This window comes from Celeribacter sp. (genome assembly GCF_048266405.1).
Classification (GTDB): domain Bacteria; phylum Pseudomonadota; class Alphaproteobacteria; order Rhodobacterales; family Rhodobacteraceae; genus Celeribacter.
In genome coordinates, this window is record NZ_JBLWZO010000003.1 from 203,665 (window position 1) to 218,393 (window position 14,729).

13 protein-coding genes are annotated in these 14,729 nt (G+C 56.3%); 9 read left to right on the forward strand and 4 right to left on the reverse strand.

Annotated elements, in window-relative coordinates:
- Positions 1-122: 122 nt before the first annotated feature.
- From ACN0TS_RS08435 to ACN0TS_RS08475, 9 genes are all read left to right on the forward strand, one after another.
- On the forward strand, positions 123-1,469 hold the full coding sequence (locus tag ACN0TS_RS08435) for a GH1 family beta-glucosidase (protein WP_417258907.1): 1,347 nt from the start codon (positions 123-125) through the stop codon (positions 1,467-1,469).
- A 5-nt stretch (positions 1,470-1,474) separates the two neighbouring features.
- Positions 1,475-2,452, forward strand: coding sequence for a glucokinase (locus ACN0TS_RS08440; protein ID WP_417258908.1), 978 nt, complete (start codon positions 1,475-1,477; stop codon positions 2,450-2,452).
- Positions 2,453-2,656: 204 nt separating this feature from the next.
- Entirely contained in the window at positions 2,657-2,938 is a 282-nt protein-coding gene (locus ACN0TS_RS08445; RefSeq protein WP_417258909.1) for an STAS domain-containing protein, read from the forward strand.
- A complete protein-coding gene (locus tag ACN0TS_RS08450) occupies positions 2,935-3,300 on the forward strand; it encodes a response regulator (RefSeq protein WP_417258910.1) in 366 nt (121 codons plus the stop codon). Before ACN0TS_RS08445 ends, ACN0TS_RS08450 begins: the two co-directional genes overlap by 4 nt.
- An 11-nt stretch (positions 3,301-3,311) precedes the next feature.
- Entirely contained in the window at positions 3,312-5,621 is a 2,310-nt protein-coding gene (locus ACN0TS_RS08455) for a chemotaxis protein CheA (protein WP_417258911.1), read from the forward strand.
- A gap of 4 nt (positions 5,622-5,625) precedes the next feature.
- A complete protein-coding gene (locus tag ACN0TS_RS08460) occupies positions 5,626-6,093 on the forward strand; it encodes a chemotaxis protein CheW (protein ID WP_417258912.1) in 468 nt (155 codons plus the stop codon).
- Complete coding sequence (locus ACN0TS_RS08465; RefSeq protein ID WP_417258913.1) at positions 6,090-6,962, forward strand: CheR family methyltransferase; 873 nt, start codon at positions 6,090-6,092, stop codon at positions 6,960-6,962. The genes ACN0TS_RS08460 and ACN0TS_RS08465 overlap by 4 nt, the downstream gene beginning before the upstream one ends.
- 32 nt (positions 6,963-6,994) lie before the next feature.
- Positions 6,995-7,381 carry a response regulator gene (locus tag ACN0TS_RS08470; RefSeq protein WP_417258914.1) on the forward strand — a complete coding sequence of 129 codons (387 nt, stop codon included), beginning with the start codon at positions 6,995-6,997 and terminating at the stop codon, positions 7,379-7,381.
- A complete protein-coding gene (locus tag ACN0TS_RS08475; RefSeq protein ID WP_417258915.1) occupies positions 7,381-7,776 on the forward strand; it encodes a hypothetical protein in 396 nt (131 codons plus the stop codon). The genes ACN0TS_RS08470 and ACN0TS_RS08475 overlap by 1 nt, the downstream gene beginning before the upstream one ends.
- A 216-nt stretch (positions 7,777-7,992) precedes the next feature.
- On the opposite strand, the gene ACN0TS_RS08480 is transcribed toward ACN0TS_RS08475, so the two are convergent.
- From ACN0TS_RS08480 to ACN0TS_RS08495, 4 genes are all read right to left on the reverse strand, one after another.
- Entirely contained in the window at positions 7,993-8,526 is a 534-nt protein-coding gene (locus ACN0TS_RS08480; RefSeq protein WP_417258916.1) for a chemotaxis protein CheD, read from the reverse strand.
- Positions 8,526-9,614 (reverse strand): chemotaxis-specific protein-glutamate methyltransferase CheB, encoded by a 1,089-nt coding sequence (cheB, locus tag ACN0TS_RS08485; protein WP_417258917.1) that lies wholly within the window; start codon positions 9,612-9,614, stop codon positions 8,526-8,528. Before cheB ends, ACN0TS_RS08480 begins: the two co-directional genes overlap by 1 nt.
- Positions 9,615-9,629: 15 nt before the next feature.
- Positions 9,630-12,758, reverse strand: coding sequence for a methyl-accepting chemotaxis protein (locus ACN0TS_RS08490; protein WP_417258918.1), 3,129 nt, complete (start codon positions 12,756-12,758; stop codon positions 9,630-9,632).
- Positions 12,759-13,064: 306 nt separating this feature from the next.
- Positions 13,065-14,588, reverse strand: coding sequence for an aldehyde dehydrogenase (NADP(+)) (locus tag ACN0TS_RS08495; protein ID WP_417258919.1), 1,524 nt, complete (start codon positions 14,586-14,588; stop codon positions 13,065-13,067).
- Between the last annotated feature and the right edge of the window lie 141 nt (positions 14,589-14,729).

Genomic DNA, 14,729 nt, shown 5'->3' on the forward strand with positions numbered 1-14,729 from the left:
GGTGTTGTCAATTCATCTATGTAATCGTTATAGATAGCGCTAACGTTGATTTTGAAACCGACAACAACACCGCCACACATGCCCCCTTAGGGTGCAGCAATTGGCCTTAAGGGAGCACAGCCATGACCAAGTCCCCCAAACTGACCCGCGCGGACTTTCCTGACGGGTTCACCTTTGGCGCTGCCACAGCGGCCTATCAGATTGAAGGCCATAGCTTTGGCGGCGCGGGTCCGACCCATTGGGACACCTTTGCGGCCACCCCCGGCAATGTGGTGCGGGCGGAAGACGGCGCGCGGGCCTGCGATCACTACCACCGCTACGCCGAGGACTTCGACCTGCTGAAAGCGGGTAATTTTGACGCCTACCGTTTCTCAACCTCATGGGCGCGTGTTTTGCCCGAGGGGCGCGGACAGGTGAACCAAGAGGGCTTGGATTACTACGACCGCCTCACCGATGCACTGCTTGAACGCGGGTTGAAACCGTTTCAGACGCTCTACCACTGGGAGATGCCCTCTGCCTTGTCCGATCTGGGCGGATGGACCAACCCCGATGTTCATAACTGGTTTGGCGACTACGTCGAGATCATCGACGACCGCATTGGCGACCGCATGGAGGCGATTGCCACCATCAACGAACCGTGGTGCGTGGCGTTTCTGTCGCATTTCCTCGGTGCCCACGCACCCGGAACCCGTGACATCCGTGCCGCATCCCGTGCGATGCACCATGTCCTCAAAGCCCACGGCGAGGCGATGACGCGCCTGCGCGCCAAAGGCCGCGACAACCTCGGTATCGTTCTCAATTTTGACTACGCCGTGCCCGCCACCGAGAGCGACGAGGACGCCCGCGCCGCCGCCACCGCCGACGCCGTGTTCAACCGCTGGTTCATCGAAGCCATCACCAAAGGCACCTACCCCGCCGAATCGCTCGAAGGCTTCGGGGCGCATATGCCGCACGGATGGGAGGATGACCTCAAAACTTACATCCATCAGCCGCTCGACTGGCTCGGCGTCAACTACTACACTCGCAACCATCACGCCCACGACCCCGAGGCCACCGCATGGCCCTATACCAAGGGCGTCAAAGGCCACCTTGCGACCACGCAGATGGGATGGGAAATCTACCCCGAGGGCCTGCGCCACTTCATCACCCGCATGGCCAAAGACTATGTTGGCGACCTGCCAATCTACGTCACCGAGAACGGCATGGCGTGGGATGACCGCAAGATCAACGGCACGGTCAACGATCCCGAGCGGTGCGACTTTATCCAAGGCCACATGGCCGCTATGAAACAATCCATCGCCGATGGCGCCAACCTCAAGGGCTTCTTTTACTGGTCGCTGATGGATAACTATGAATGGGCTGAGGGCTATGAAAAGCGCTTTGGCATCGTGCATGTTGATTTCGACACCTTGCAGCGGACGCCAAAAGCCTCCTATCACATGCTCAAAGACATTCTGACCAAAGGCTGACCTTGATGAGTAAGCACCCTGCAAACACCCTTTCGCTTGTGGCCGACATCGGCGGCACCAACACGCGTGTGGCCTTGGCCAATGGGACATCGCTTTTGCCCGAAACGGTGCGGCGCTATTCCAACCGCAAGTTCCCCGGTCTTGAGAGCATTCTCAGCCAGTATATCGCCGAAGAGGACAACGTGGATTGCAAGGGCGCCTGTGTCGCCTTGGCCGGTCCCGTCCGTGATGGCGTTGGCACCATGACCAACCTCGATTGGGCGATTGACAAGGACACGCTGCGCCGTGCGGCCCATGCCGAACATGTCGCGATCCTCAACGATTTGCAGGCACAGGGCCACGCGCTTGGCTTTGTCGCCCCTGAAAACATCCGCACCATTATCGACGATGCGCCCGAGCCGTCCCCCAATGCCGTGCGCATGGTGATCGGGGTCGGTACGGGCTTTAACGCCGCGCCCGTGTTCGAGACCGAGATGGGGCGGTTTGTTGCCCCGTCCGAATGCGGCCACGCCAACTTGCCGATCCGCAACGAAGACGAATTGGCGCTGTGCCAATACGTTGAAACCGCGCACGGGTTTCCTGCGGTCGAGGACGTATTGTCAGGCCGCGGGTTGGAGCGGGTCTATCTGTTCTTGGGCCAACAAGAGGGCGATCCGCGCGAGAAATCAGCCGCCGACATTATGGCCGCTGTCGAGGCGGGCGACGATCCACGCGCCGACGCCACGGCCCAGTTGTTTGTCAAGATCCTCGGGACCGTCGCGGGCAACCTGTCGCTGATCCAACTGCCCTTTGGCGGGGTCTACCTGATTGGCGGCGTAGCCCGTGCCATCACGCCGTATCTCGACCGTTTCGGTTTCACCGATGCCTTCCGCGACAAGGGTCGATTTGCAGGGTTTATGAAGAACTTCCCGATCTATGTGATCGAGGACGACTATGCCGCGCTGACGGGCTGTGCCTCGCATCTGGTCCATATCATGCGCTAACCCTCCGCCCCGATTACGGGGCCAAGCGACATCTCAATACACACATTTAGGCCGTACAGGGAAAATCTCTGTGCGGTTTTTTTGATGACATTTTTGCACGATGTAACGTCGTCTTAACCCCCTGCGCCTTACACCGATGGTCAAGACAGACCAATACGGAGTTTTTGATATGGTTGCTGCGCATCCAGAAAGGGAGGGACAGGCATGAGCAAGACACTCGCTTTGCCCCAACGTCTCGACTATCAATCCTTGCCTGACTTGCTTGATGAACTGAAATCGGTGACGGATGACAGCCTTGTTCTTGACGCGCAAGAATTGCGTCATTTAGGCACCCTGCCCCTGCAAACCATTATGTCGGCAATCAAAACCCGCGCCGAAGCAGGCAAATCGACACGCATCGCCAATGCCAATGATGCCTGTATCGAAATGTTAGGCCTTTTCGGCTTTTCACCTGAAACCTTATCCCAACCGGAGGCCTGGACATGAGCCTTGAAGTCCTTGCTGTCGACGACAGCCGAACGATGCGTGATATGCTTAACCTTGCGCTGTCATCTGCAGGGTTTACTGCACACCTCGCTGAAGATGGCGTTCACGGGCTGGAGGTGCTCGAGAAAACCGAACCTGACGTCATCATCACCGACATCAACATGCCACGCATGGACGGATTCGCCTTTATCAACGCTGTACGTTCCGAAGAAAAATGGCGACGCATCCCGATCCTCGTTCTGACCACCGAAAGTGCGGACGAGTTAAAAACAAAGGCCCGCGCCGCAGGGGCGACAGGCTGGATCGTCAAACCATTTGATCCCGCGAAACTCGTTAAGGCCCTTCAAATGGTCTCTGGCTGAGAGGTAGTCCCATGTCCGATCCGATGGCAGAAATCCGCGCGTCTTTCTTTGTCGAATGCGAAGAGCTTCTCGAAAGCCTCAATGATGGCCTTCAACGAATGGATGACGGCGCGACGGACTCAGAGACAATCAACGTCGTGTTCCGCGCCGTTCACTCGATCAAGGGCGGGGCTGGTGCCTTCGGCCTCGACGACCTTGTTCGCTTCGCCCATCAGTTCGAGACAGCAATGGACGAGGTCCGTGCCGGTCGGTTCACCCCCGGCGCTGACGCAATCCGCCTGTTTTACACCTGTAGCGACATCCTTGGCGATCTCGTGCGTGCCGCCCGCGACGGCGAGGTCATCTCAGACGACATCACGGAGCCCGTGCTCGAAACGCTCGGTAAAATGGTCGGCATCTCGCAAGAGGACGACGAAGACGCCGTGGATTTCACGCCCGCGACTCTCTCACTCGATCTCGATCTGAGCGATGATGTTGATATGGCGGACGGTATGGATTTGGGTGACTTGCCCGATCTGTCGGATCTGCCACAGCTCGATGGCACCGACGATGTGGACGACACCATCCTCCACGATATGACAACAGCCAAGGGATTTCGCGTGTGTCTGAAGCCGGAGAACGCACTATACACCTCTGGCAACGAACCACTCTATCTCTTTCGCGCGTTGCGCGAGCTTGGCGAGTGCACGATTACATGCCACACCGCCAACCTCCCCACGCTTGAGGACTTGGACCCAGATGCCGGCTATCTGTCGTGGACCATTGATCTGCTTACCGACGAGCCTGAAACCGCCGTTATAGATGTGTTCGAATTCGTCGATGGCCTATGCCAGTTGAGCATCACACCGCTCACACCAGACCCCGTTGACGCGGATGAGCCGTTGCTCGACACTGCATTGGGCTCAATGAACGCTCCGGTCATGGACCGCGCGCAAGAGGCTCCCACACTGACGGATGATCAGCCCGCAGCTTTGGACGCGCCCGCGACACCGCAAACAACTCCCACGCCGGAACCGGAAAACGCCGCAGCACCCGTTGCCGCAGCATCTCCTGCTCCTGTGCCCACGCCCGCCCCCACAGAGGCCAAAGAGGCCGTTCCTGCCCCAACGCAACCGCGCGCAACCGTGCGCGTGGACCTTGAGCGGATCGACAGGTTGGTCAATCTCGTCGGGGAGTTGGTCATCAACCAAGCCATGCTGAGCCAATCCGTGGTAGAGGCCAATATTCCACCAAATTCGCCTGTCAGCTCGGGTCTTGAAGAGTTCTTGCAACTCACCCGCGACATTCAGGAATCAGTGATGATGATCCGCGCACAGCCGATCAAATCCCTCTTCCAACGGATGGGGCGAATCGTCCGAGAGTCCTCAGCCTCGGTCGGCAAAGATGTCCGCATGACCACCATCGGCGAGAACACAGAAGTCGACAAAACCGTCATCGAACGCCTTGCCGACCCCCTGACCCATATGATCCGGAATGCTGTCGATCATGGGTTGGAGACACCCGAAGTGCGTCGCGACAATGGAAAGCCTGAAATCGGACATGTCACCCTTTCCGCACAACATCGCTCGGGACGGATCGTCATCGAAATTGCCGACGATGGCGCGGGCATCAACCGTGACCGCGTGAAGGCAAAAGCCATTGAGAACGGGCTGATAGCGCCAGACGCGCAACTGAGCGACGCCGATATTGATAACCTCCTGTTTATGCCCGGATTTTCCACCGCGAGCGAAATCTCCAACCTATCTGGTCGTGGTGTCGGCATGGACGTCGTCAAAAGCGCGATTCAGGGACTCGGTGGACGTATTTCCATCTCGTCGATCGAAGGCAAAGGCACCACCTTCTCGATCTCGCTACCGCTGACCCTCGCCGTGTTGGATGGCATGGTCGTGCGCGTCGAAAACGAGACAATTGTCGTCCCTCTCAACTCCATTCTGGAAACCCTGACGCTGACCGAAGACGACTTGGAATCCCTTGGCCCGCAAAGTCAGGTTGTTCAAGTTCGCGGCGGGTTTGTGCCATTGCTCGATTTGGGCGCCGAATTGGGATATCGCGCGCCAGAGCCAAGCTATGTTGGTCGTGTCGTGCTTTTGATCGGGCAAGAGGATGGCAATCGCGCCGCCCTCGCCGTCGATGCCATCGAAGATCAACGCCAGGTCGTCATCAAAGGCCTGGAAGGCAGCTATGGCCGCATTCCGGGCATCGCCGCAGCAACCATTTTGGGCGACGGACAAATTGCGCTCATTCTCGACCCCGGCGATCTGGTGGCGCAGGCCTCGGGCCGCACCAAAACACCCTCCCCAACCCCATCTCTCGTAGGTTAAGCTCATGACAGAAGACACCAAACAATCCGCATCTGCGTCTATCGAGCTACTGTCTTTCCGCGTCGGCGGTCAGGACTATTCGGTAGATATCATGTCCGTCCGCGAAATCCGTGGGTCGGCCAAAGCCACATCATTGCCGCACGCTCCCGCATTTGTGAAAGGCGTGATCAATCTGCGCGGTACGGTCCTTCCTATCGTCGATCTCGCGGCCCGTCTTGGTCTGGAAACAGAGGGCAACAATGATCGCAATGTGATCATCGTCGTTGATCTTGGCGGGCGCACTGCCGGTCTGATGGTCGATGCTGTCTCGGACATTCTCGCCATTCCGCACGACGAGCTACAAGCTCCCCCCGAGATGTCGATCGACGACGCCCGCAATTTCGTATCCGCTTTGATCGTGGTTGAGAACCGCATGATCCGCGTTCTCGATCTGGATGCTGTCATGCCCCCGCCCGATGAGGAGGCCGCATGACTCAGGTCGCCTCCATCCCTCGAAGCGTTCCAATTGAAAGCCACATTTCTGATGCGGCTTACGCACGGATTGTTGCGCTCTCGAAGTCACAAGCGGGCATCATGCTGTCGCCCTCCAAGGTGTCGATGGTCAAATCCCGCCTGACGCGGCGTCTACGCGTGTTGGGCATCCCCACATTTGAGGGCTATCTCGACTTTCTCGAACGTGCGGAAAATGCGGATGAGATGAGCGCCTTTGTCTCGGCACTGACCACCAACGTGACGCAGTTCTTTCGTGAAAACCACCATTTCGATTTTATCAGAACCACCATCTATCCGCAGATCAAAGCCAAACTGGATCGCGGCGAAAAGGTGCGAATTTGGTCGGCGGGATGTTCCAATGGTCAAGAGCCCTATTCGATTGCGATGACATTGCTCGATTGCGATCCCGCAATTGGCTCAAAGGACTGTCTGATTTTGGCCACCGACATTGACCCCTTGGTCTTGGCCACCGCCAGCGCTGCCTCTTATGCCGTCTCCCTGATCGGCGGCATTCCGGAGCCCCTTCTGACCAAATCCTTCACGGTGTCGCAGGAGGCTGATGGCCTGCGCTATCACGTCACGGATAAGGTGAAATCTCTGGTGCGGTTCCGTCAACTCAACCTGAATGATGACTGGCCAATGCAAGGATCATTTGACCTGATTATGTGTCGCAACGTGATGATCTATTTTGACACGACAACGCAATCTCGTTTGCTCACACGGTTCTGCAACAAGCTCACTCAAAATGGGTGGCTGATGATCGGCCACTCTGAACGCCTACCCGATGATATTGCCCCGCAACTTACCAATGTCGGCGTCACGACTTACACGCGTGCGCATAAACACTAATGCCGTATCGCGCCAATAAAAAGGTTTAAAACATGGCACTTAGGGATCAACTCCGCATCATGGTCGTGGACGATATGTCGACCAGCCGCGGCCTCATTACAAATGCACTTGATGGATTTGGCATTCGCAATATTGCGAGTGCGTCTGATGGACCGACGGCGCTGACCAAGCTACAGACCTCTCCTGTGCATCTGGTGATTTCAGATTACAACATGCCGGGTATGGACGGGCTTCAATTGCTCCATGCCCTGCGAACCAACCCTCGCACCAAAGGGATCGGTTTTATGCTCATTACAGGGCGTGCAGACCGTGAAATCATCGAGATGGGAAAAAAGCTCGGGATGAACAATTTTGTCAAAAAACCATTTGATCCCATGACACTCAAAATCGCAATCGAAGCGATCGTAGGGAAACTGTAATGACGTTCCAGGCACCGAATATCACCCGCGGCGGCCGTAATAGCACCGTCATGCCATTGGCGACGCTCCACGCACGTCTACAAGATGAGATGCTAGCCCTCACGATGTTGGCCGCCGAAGTTCAAATCGCTCTCGGTGCCACCCTGAAAAACGTGCAAAACCTGTCTCCGTCGGTGCAGCGCAGTATGCAGGCCATCGACCGCCTCCAACAAACGCTCGAAGATCTCCAAAGTGTCATGGCGCAACTCTCTATCCAAAACGGAAGCTCCACCATCGACATTACGCCGATAAAAGACAGCATTCAGTTACGCCATCTGGCCCATAAGCTTTTTGACGACATCGACACCCCATTTACCCTCAGCGAAGAGGAGTCCGGAACTGTATCATGGTTCTAACCTGATCAGACCCAATTGCGCCGATGGCGCGGGTCCCGACACCAAACCCACACAACAGATTAGAAATACCCACCTGCCGTTTATAAAACGTGCAGGTCTTTTGCTATGTGAATGCACCCGGCTCACGGGACGTCGCGTGCATATCCCATTGCAAGGTCATCCTATCCGTTGCCAGCCGAACAAAACCCACTCTCGGGCGAGAGCGGGTCATGCAATTTAAAAGAGTTCTATATCGCTCGACGGTGGTGGCGGAGGTGCGACCTCCTTGAGGTTATGATCCGTCACAAGTTTCTGGCGGGCATTGCCCGATACGGGTTCAAACTCGATGCGCCGCGCACTTGTTCCTCCCAAACTCTGGCTGATGCAGGGAATGCCTTCTTTCGAAAGATAGTCCAACACAAATTGCCCGTTATCCCGCCCCACTGAGGTGAGCCCCTGGCGGAGAGCCGCTCCACCAAAGACTTTGGCCTGGAGCTTTTTTCGACAGGCCCCTTTCTGGATCAGACCATTGATGAGCAATTCCATCGCGTTCGCCCCAAAGGAATCCGTTCCTCCCTGCCCTATGGCACCCTCAGGCAAAAGGAAGTGGTTCATACCGCCAATCCCTTCCTCAGCATCCCAAAGGCAGGTCGCAACACAGGAGCCCAAAATGGTGGAAATAACCGCATCACATTCCGACGACACGGCATACTCGCCTTGCGTGATATAGGTGTTCTTGGACGATTTGGGCGAAATCTCTGCATGAATCATTATATTTTTGCTCCAACTGGCACTTCTGCTGCCTCCAACAGCGCTTCTCCAAAGTCATCGACATGAACCCAATCATCAACCCCGCTCAATTCTCCCGCGACACGGGGCATGCCGAAGACAACACAACTGTCTTGAGATTGGGCAAGCGTGATGGCCCCTCTGGCGCGCAGTTCAGCCATCCCCTCGGCACCATCACGGCCCATACCGGTCATAATGCCTGCCACGATTTGATCACTCATATGGAGCGCCGAATAGAACATCGAGTCCACAGATGGAGTATGCCCCGACACATCCGGCCCCTTGAGAAGAGAAACACAACGCGTTTGGCCTTGTTCGATATTGAGGTGGCAATCTCCACCCGGGGCCAGCAAAACCTCCCCCCGGCGCAATTCGTCACCATCGCGGGCCAACCGCACGGTCGGTGCAATGATATTGTTTAACCGCGCTGCAAAGCTGCTCAGGAACGGCGCAGGCATATGCTGCGTGATCAGGGTTGGCGGACAATCCGCAGGAAAATGCCGCAAGATTTTCTCAATGACCTCCACCGCCCCCGTAGAGCCACCCAACAGGCAAATCCGACGGAAATTCCGACCGCTTATTCTATTTGGCACCACGGGCGATATTGAAGTCGGTACAGTTACCTGCGCCGAGGCGGCCGCGACGAGGATGTCGGCAAGGCCTGCGAATGGCGGGCTTCTTTGCCCGATGGTAGGCTTTGCAACGCACTCCAACGCCCCCTTCGCCAAAGCGGCAACCGCGGTTTCACTCCCTGCCGTCGTGAGAGTAGACACCATCACGACGGGCATAGGGCGATGACGCATCAACCGATCGAGAAACTCAAGCCCCGACATTGATGGCATTTCCACATCCAATGTCATCACATCTGGGCAGTGCTCATTCACGGCATCGCGGGCTTCGCGCGCAGTTTCTGCCTCGGCCACAACCTTGATACGTGGGTCACGCTCCAGAACCGTCCGGATCAATCCTCGCATTGTCCGCGAGTCGTCCACGATGAGCGTTCGAACAGGAGCGGCAGGTTTTTCCACCTTCGATGCTCTAAATACCTTATCAAGAGAACTCACAGTCACACGACCTTTCGGTGATTAAAAATCTTCCCAACCATCATTTGCTGGCGCCGTTGGCGTTGGGTCCATCGCGGATTGATTGACTGCGATTTTCTCATCTTGCGCAGTTGAATCGGGATCCTCGTCCCCCTGAACTGGCGCGGTTACGGCGGGTGGCATGTTGACGATCTTTGCCTCCGATGCCTCACGAGCTACGGCACCAATCGAAAACCGCGAGGTTGTTGCATTGAGGTTTTCGGCTTCGCGCGTCAAAGAATGCGACGCAGCCGTGGTCTGTTCAAACATGGCGGCGTTTTGTTGCGTCACCTGATCGAGTTGATTGACCGCCTCATTAATCTCGGCCAGGCCCGATGATTGTTCGCGGGCGGACAGAGCGATTTCGCTTACATTATGCGCGATCTCCGTCACAGATTGCACGATGCCGCGCAGCGCCTCGCCCGTCTCACCAACCAGACTCACGCCCCGTTTCACATGGGCGCCCGATTTCGAAATCAAATCGTTGATTTCCCGTGCTGCTTCCGAGGAACGCTGTGCCAAGGCACGCACTTCCGAGGCCACGACAGCGAACCCGCGTCCTGCCTCGCCGGCCCGTGCCGCCTCAACACCCGCGTTGAGAGCGAGCAAATTGGTCTGGAAGGCAATGTCGTCAATCACGGAAATGATTTTCGAGATCTGGTTGGAAGAGCTTTCAATTTCGCTCATTGCATCCACGGCATGCTGAACCACCTCACCCGAGGCTTCGGCATTGGATTTCGCCGTTTCCACCATTTGGCTGGCTTGGTTGGCTCCTTCAGAGGCCGAGCGCACAGAGGAGGTCAACTCGTCAAGTGCTGTGGCTGTTTCCTCAAGTGTTGCCGCCTGTTTCTCGGTCCGACGCGACAGATCATCGGCTGCGCTTGAAATTTCAGACGCTTCGCCACGGATCATATCCGCATTCTCGACAACGTTTGACATTGCTTCGAGCAGGTTGTCCACGGCTGTATTGTAATCGGATCGCAGCGTTTCGTATTCCGCTCCGAACTCCTGCTCGAGACGCGCTGTCAAATCCCCCTCTGCGAGTTTTTTCAAACTGACGCGAAGACCATCAACGACTTGATCCTGTTCTCTTTTCATTGCTTTCTGACGCGCATCGGCTTCGGCGAGAAGCAGTTGGTTTTCGGTGATATCGGACCCCAAAAGGATCACGCGGAACACGTTGCCCTCGCCATCTTTCACGGGGCTGAACGTCCCTTCAATGATAGAGATTTGGCCATTGGCCCCGGTAAGGTTAAACCGCCCGAAGATACTCTCGCCGTCGATCAGGCGCTCCCATACCGAGCCCTCATCACTGCTGGCTTGCTCGTCCCAGTTGAAGAATTCATCCTGTGCCCTTCCGATCAGCTCCGCTTTCTCTTGGCCGAGCATGTTGGCAAAGAGATCATTGGCGTCACGGATTTGCCCATTCGGGTTAAACTCTACCTTGGCTTGGGTTTCGTTGAGCGTTCTGATCACGGCTTCGCTCGTGCGGATGTCGGTGACGTCTTTCCACTCCATGACACAGCCGATTGGTGTGCCTTCGGTATCGACCACGGAATTCACATCCAGAGAAAAATACACTTCTCCCATCTTCATATCCAAGGAGAATGGCATCTTGCTGGGATCAGCCAACATCTTGCGGACATATTCAGGTTCATCATGGAATGCGTCGATATTCTTGCCAACCAATGTGTCAGCATCAAAATCCGTGAACCGCGTTTGGAACGCGGCCGCATGATGCCGCATCAAGGTGAGAGCCGCTTCGTTCATATAGGTGACGTTGACGTCTTGATCGGTCATCATCAGCGCAGCAGAGGAGCCTTCAAAGGCCGACCCTTTGAATAACGCGTCGCGCGTAGCGTGTTCCGCCCGCCCCAAAGCATCGCGGAAATCATCCAGAGTTGCAGCGATTCCACCGATTTCATCACCTCGATCCGTCTCAGGGATGACGACGTTATAGTCCCCTTCCGACACGCTGCGCATTGCGGATTCGACATTGGTCAGAGGTCGCGAAACAGCTCGGGAAATCAACAGAGAGATGACACCGACAACGGCGATCATCACCGCACCCTGCCATAACATGGTTGCCCCAAGTTCCTTGGCGGGTGTCAGAATTTCCTCAATGCTCTGTTCGACAATGAGGCCCATTTTAACGCCATGATATTCGACAGGGACATAGGCCGCGAGGTGTTCATGGGAAAAACCCGTTTCTTCATGTACCTCAACTTCACGCAACAGACCTGTCTGGCCTTTGAGAGCGTTTTTAGCGGACTGGGTTGTCACCGACACCACAAGAACGTCATTTCCATCGCCAAGACGTGGATCGGAGCGCAGCAAATGATCTTCGCCAACGATATAGGCATCGCCCGTCTCGCCCAGCCCCGTGCTGCGTTGCATCACACTGTCGAGGCGGTTTGCAGGGAGTTGAAACGCAATGACACCACGCACTTCCCCTCGACGGTCCACCACAGGAGAGGAAACAAAGGACACCGGCGCGCCGTTAGAAGGGTCATAATTCTGGAAATCGGAGAAGAAAATTCCAGGTGTTTCAGCATTAAGCGCGTGGCTGACCGCGCGGCCCAGCCCTGTGTCCGCGAATGGCCCCTCAACAAAGTTGGTCGCAAAATCGCGTTCTTTAACAACCGAATAAATCAAATCCCCCAAAAGATCGAACACGAAGACATCATAGTACCCCTTTTCCTCCACAAGTTTGCGGAAATACGGGTGGTAGAGCTTATGCACCTGACTGTAGGAGCTACCGTCCTCGGCGAGATCAAGAGCTTGCTTCTCCCCGGCAGGATTGGGGTTTTCATCAATGTACCACTTGTGCAGATACTCCGTCGCATCCCCGTTAATCGACCGCCATGCCTCGTCAAACCCGCGAATGGCTGACAAAACAGTGGGGTTTGAGGCCTGCGAGCGCAGATCAATATCAATACCGTTGAACCAGCTTTGCAATTCCAGAGACCGCGCCTCTGAAACGGTTTGAAGCATATCTTCGGCTTCAACCAACAACGACGCAGACGCGCGTTTGTACGACACGTAGGTGGCAATGGTGATGGTCATCACCGACAATGCGATCATGATCACAGGGAGTTTAACGGCCAGTTTGATACTATTAATGAACTTCATTTCTTATCTCCTCGCGACAGCCCGTGACCATGACACGGAGCAGCGCCTAACCAATCGGCGGATGAGCTTAGACAGCTCGACCTGAACCGAGACATGACGCGAAGGAATGAAGATTCGTTTAAGTGCAGTGCACCGTTGTGGTGACTTTGGGGAAAATTCGCAAAAAAATCGTCAGACCGCTTTGATTGAAAGGGGTGAGTAACCAAACATGGGGCGGCACATATGAAACGCCCCCACACAGACACACTGTGCAGGGGCAAATTCGGATTATGGACTGTAATTGCGTTTGACGCGGAAAATGACGCGTTACGCGAGGTCGGCTGGCAAAACGCTTTCAGGGATGTTCTGATAGCTCACAGGGCGCAAGAAGCGACGAATGGACAATGTCCCCACGGAGGTCGCGCCAAAGTTGGTCGAGGCAGGGTAAGGCCCGCCATGCACCATCGCGTCACACACTTCCACACCAGTTGGGAAGCCATTGGCGAGCACGCGACCCGCTTTGCGCTCCAAGATCGGCAGAAGCGTTTTGGCTGCATCCGCATCGCCATCGTCAAGGTGGATCGTGCAGGTCAGCTGACCCTGCAACGCCTTGGCAAGGCTGCGCATTTCATCCATGTCAGCAACACGCACGATCAGACCGAGCGGGCCAAAGACCTCTTCGCCCAAAATCTCGTTGTCGAGCCATTCCTTGCCCGTGGTCGCAAACAGATACGGCGTCGCATTGCGCAGATCACAGGTCGAGGTCAGCAATTCCTGAACCCCCGCCGTGGCCGCGATTTTGTCGCGACCGGAGCGATAGGCCTGCGCAATACCATCGGTCAGCATGACCTGTGCGCCCATCGGCGCAAGCGCCGCGGTTGCAGCCTCTGTAAAGGCATCGGCGTCAGGTCCGTCGATCACGACCGAGATCCCTGGATTGGTGCAAAACTGACCCGCGCCCATTGTGAGCGAGCCCGCCCACCCTTCGGCAATGTCTGTGCCACGGTTCTTGAGCGCTTCGGGCAGGAAGAACATCGGGTTGACCGACCCGAGTTCGCCAAAGAAGGGGATCGGCTCGGGGCGCTGTGCGCACAGATCGAACAGCGCACGACCGCCACCCAATGAGCCTGTAAAGCCCACGGCCTTAATCAACGGGTGCTGCACCAAGGACGCACCAACTTCACGTGTGCCGCCTTGGATCAACGAGAAAACACCCGCATGAAGGCCGCAAGATTTAATAGCCGCATCAATGGCTTCAGCGATAATTTCGCCCGTACCAGGGTGCGCGGAATGGCCTTTGACCACAACGGGACAGCCCGCAGCCAAAGCCGCCGCTGTGTCGCCGCCTGCGGTGGAAAAGGCGAGCGGGAAGTTAGACGCGCCGAACACCGCCACAGGGCCGATAGGACGCTGCATCATGCGAATGTCGGGACGTGGCAGTGGCGCACGATCAGGCAGAGCTCTGTCATAGCGACGGTCAAGGTAATCGCCCGACAGGATATGGGTCGCAAACAGGCGCAACTGGCCCGTGGTGCGGCCACGCTCGCCCTGAAGTCGGGCTTCCGGCAGGCCTGTTTCTTGACTGCCGATCTGTGTGATGGCCTCGGCGCGGGCCTCAATCTCATCGGCAATCGCGTTCAAAAATGCGGCACGCTCTTCGCGGGTTGAATAGCCAAAAGACCAAAAGGCCTCCTCAGCGGCGCGAGCGGCCTGATCGACAAGCGCAGGTGTCCCAACTGAAAACGGATGCGCCGTCCCCGTTGCAGGCTCCGACATAAACGTCGCCTCGGTGCCAATCCAGTCGCCAGCAATCAAATGCTTGCCGTGGGGGGTGAAGGTGTCAGTCGTCATCGGAAATCTCCAGTCTATTTGCGCAAAGTCGGCTTGGCGGAAGAAAAGACATGTTTACCTCGCTCCGTCAACGCGTGAACGCAATATGGGGTTATAGCCAAATTGTTATCCCACTTCACCGCCATATAACATCCGATATAG